Source organism: Falsiroseomonas oryziterrae (assembly GCF_021864505.1).
GTDB classification, from domain to species: Bacteria; Pseudomonadota; Alphaproteobacteria; order Acetobacterales; family Acetobacteraceae; genus Falsiroseomonas; species Falsiroseomonas oryziterrae.
The window spans coordinates 1-2,941 of the sequence record NZ_JAKJIB010000424.1; the positions used below are offsets into that span (position 1 = coordinate 1).

Consider the following 2,941-nt stretch of genomic DNA (forward strand, 5'->3'; position numbering starts at 1 on the left):
CGTTGGCGCTGGCCCCGCCGCCGGCGCGGCCGCGCGAGGCGGCGCTGGTGCCGTGACGTGCGGCGGCGCGGATCAGTTCCGCGCCGCTTCCGCCATCTCGGCCGCGCGCGCCTGCAGGCGGGCGAAGACCTGCGGCGCGTCGGCATCCACCAGGCGGCCAGCCTGCTTGCGGATGCGGCCATCGACGATGACGGTCTCGATCTCGCCGGCGCCGGCCTGAAGCAGCACGGCGCCGTAGGGATCCGAGAGCGGCGCGGTCAGCGGCGCGTCCGCGCGCACCAGGATCACGTCCGCGCGCTTGCCCGGCGTCAGGCTGCCGGTGACGCGGTCGAGGCCGAGGCCGCGAGCGCCCTCGATGGTGCCGAGCTCCAGCGTGCGCTTCGCGCTGACGGCGGGCGCGGTCGGCACCTGCCGTGTCGCGGCGACGGCGGCGAGGTTGATGCGGTTCAGCTCGGCGGCGAGTGCCAGGCGCAGCTGCGGCAGCATCCCACCGCCGACCATGGAGGGGATGTCGGTGCCGAAGGAGACGCGCAAGCCTGCCTCGGCCGCGCGGAAGGCGACGGGCTGGCCATGGCCCATGCGCATCTCGACCTCGGGCGTCGCGCAGAGCATCACGCCACGTTCGCCCGCGAGACGGTACTCGTCCTCCTCATGGCCGTTGGCGTGGACGATCTGCAGGCGGTCGTTGAGCAGGCCCGCGGCGTCGAGCTGCGCGAGCAGGCGCGGCTTGCGGTTGGCGTAATGCGCGGCGCCGGTGTGGATCGCGGTCGGCACGCCGAGCTCCGCAAGCCGCCGCATGTCGGCGATGGCGGGCTCCAGCGGCACGAAATCCGGCCCCTGCAGACAGGTCCAGAGCGTGACGCGCGGCGGCAGCCGCCCGCCGATCAGCGCGCGCGCATGCGCCATCATGCGGGCGTTGATCTCGGTGGCGTTCGCGCCCTGCGGGATGGGCGGCGTGGTGTAGGCCAGGATGGCGCGGATGCCGGCGGCGTCGAGCCCTTCCAGCGCGGCATCGGCATGGTCGGGCGAGCTGGTCTCGCGCGACCAGTCCATCACCGTCGTCGTGCCGGCGGCGATCTGCTCCAGCGCGCCGGCATGGTCGGCCAGGCGCACGTCGGCCGGCGTCATGCGGTTCGAATGGCGCAGCACGATCTGCTGGAAATAGGTGACGAAGGAATGCTCGGTGGAGAGGCCGCGCTGCATCGTCTGTGCGAGGTGGATGTGGCCGTTGACCAGGCCCGGCATCGCGATGCGGCCCGCGGCCTCGATCACCTGTGCGCCATCGGGGGCGGGGATCGAGGCGGCGACGGCGCGGATCGCGCCGCGCTCGATCAGGATGTCGCCGCGCGGCAGGTCGCCGAGGGTGCGGTCCATGGTCAGCACCAGCGCGCCGCGGATCAGCAGCGGGCGGTCGGATGTCGCGGGTTGGGCCTGGGTCTGGCTTTGGGCCTGGGCGAGGGCCGCGCCGGGGAGCAGCGCCCCGGACAGCGGTGCCAGCGCGGAAGCGGCGAGCAGGCCGCGGCGGCCGGTCTCGGTGGTCATGCCGGTTCGTTCCCTCCGTGTGCGCTGCGGTTCTGGGCCGCGTCGTGCGCAGGGGTCAAGCGCGGCCGATGGACGCGCGGCAGCGGCTTCCCTATGTGCGGTGCACCATGCTGCACGCCGTCCGGGTTTTAGCCGTTCTCGTTCTGGTCGCGCTTGGCGGCCTGTGGGGCTGGGCCTGGCTCGGCCGGGGCGAGGGAGAGACGCTGGGCGACTCCTTCGCGCGGCGGGCGGCGCAGCTGCTGGGCCAGGATGCGCCGGCGCCGTCGGCCGGGGGCGTCCAGCTGCCGCAGGGCCTGGTGCTCGGCGGGCCGTTCAGCCTGACCGACCACACCGGCCGCGCGGTGACCGAGGCGGATTTCGCGGGCCGCTTCCTGCTGCTCTATTTCGGCTTCACCTATTGCCCCGATGTCTGCCCGACGGAGCTCGGCGTCATCGCCGCCGCGGTGGATGCGCTGGGCGAGCAGGGCGAGCGCGTGACGCCGGTGCTGATCACCGTGGACCCGGAGCGCGACACGCCGGAGGCGCTGGCCGACTACGTATCACGTTTTCATCCGCGGATGGTGGGCCTGACCGGGACGGCGCAGCAGGTCGCCGCCGCGGCGCGCGCGTATCGCGTGTATTACGCGCGGGTGCAGCGTCCGGACATGACGCAGTATCTGATGGACCACTCGTCGTTCATCTATCTCGTCGGGCCCGATGCGCGCGTTCGGGCGCTGTTCCGTCCCGAGACGTCGCCGGAGGCGATAGCGCAGGCGGTGCGGGCACAACTGCGCGGCGCGTGAACCGCGTCTTCATCGAGATCGCGCAATGTAAGGGTTCCGGCGGCGTTGACTTGCCGGTATGCTTCGCTCCGCTGGCGCGGCAGAGTCCGCACCGGCACGACCATGGAGACGTGCCATTCTCATGTCCGACGAGGACCGCGACCGGTTCGGGAGTGACGTCGGCCGCGCCGCATCGCCGCCGCCGCGTCACACGCGCCGACTGTCGGACAAGATCCTGATCGCCTTCCACCACGCCTGCGACCAGGGCGATTACGAGGTGGCGGAGGATCTGCTGCGGATCCTCGAAATGATGCTGACGCGGCGTCCGGTCTCGCCCGATGTGAACCGCCGCAAGAACATGGAAAGCCTCGTCGCGGCGCATGAGCGCCTGTGGCTGCTGCGGCACCCCGAGGCGAACGAGAAGTAGCCGATACGGAGCCGGCCCGTCGCCCTCACGCGGGCGCACGGTGCAGGCCGAGCGCGCCGCCGCCCCTCAGCACCGCATCCGCCGCCACGCTCGTCCCGCCCTCCTCGTGCAGCGCGAGGCCGGGAAGCAGCCGCGCCGGCGCGCGGCCGCCCAGGCGACCGCCGATCAGCGCGCGCTTCGCGTCCATCCCCGCGCGCGGCCAGAGCGGCAG

General features: G+C 73.0%; 3 protein-coding genes and 1 pseudogene. 2 read left to right on the plus strand and 2 right to left on the minus strand.

Translation table 11 applies throughout. From position 1 onward, the window contains the following. Positions 1 to 72 precede the first annotated feature (72 nt). Positions 73 to 1,542, minus strand: a complete 1,470-nt coding sequence (locus tag L2I40_RS21345; protein WP_237217220.1) for an amidohydrolase family protein — start codon at positions 1,540 to 1,542, stop codon at positions 73 to 75. A gap of 68 nt (positions 1,543 to 1,610) precedes the next feature. Here L2I40_RS21345 and L2I40_RS21350 point away from each other — a divergent pair, with 68 nt between their 5' ends. Beyond that, positions 1,611 to 2,324 (plus strand): SCO family protein, encoded by a 714-nt coding sequence (locus tag L2I40_RS21350; RefSeq protein ID WP_237217221.1) that lies wholly within the window; start codon positions 1,611 to 1,613, stop codon positions 2,322 to 2,324. Between the two features lie 121 nt (positions 2,325 to 2,445). After that, positions 2,446 to 2,730 carry a hypothetical protein gene (locus L2I40_RS21355; RefSeq protein ID WP_237217222.1) on the plus strand — a complete coding sequence of 95 codons (285 nt, stop codon included), beginning with the start codon at positions 2,446 to 2,448 and terminating at the stop codon, positions 2,728 to 2,730. Between the two features lie 25 nt (positions 2,731 to 2,755). Here the strand turns inward: L2I40_RS21355 and L2I40_RS21360 are convergent. Beyond that, a pseudogene (locus L2I40_RS21360) lies at positions 2,756 to 2,941 on the minus strand (tRNA1(Val) (adenine(37)-N6)-methyltransferase); the annotation flags it as partial.

Excerpts from the sequence above, each read along its gene's own strand:
- L2I40_RS21350 (WP_237217221.1), top strand. The coding sequence starts at position 1,611 with ATGGACGCGCGGCAGCGGCTTCCCTATGTGCGGTGCACCATGCTGCAC.
- L2I40_RS21355 (WP_237217222.1), top strand. The coding sequence starts at position 2,446 with ATGTCCGACGAGGACCGCGACCGGTTCGGGAGTGACGTCGGCCGCGCC.
- L2I40_RS21345 (WP_237217220.1), bottom strand. The coding sequence starts at position 1,542 with ATGACCACCGAGACCGGCCGCCGCGGCCTGCTCGCCGCTTCCGCGCTG.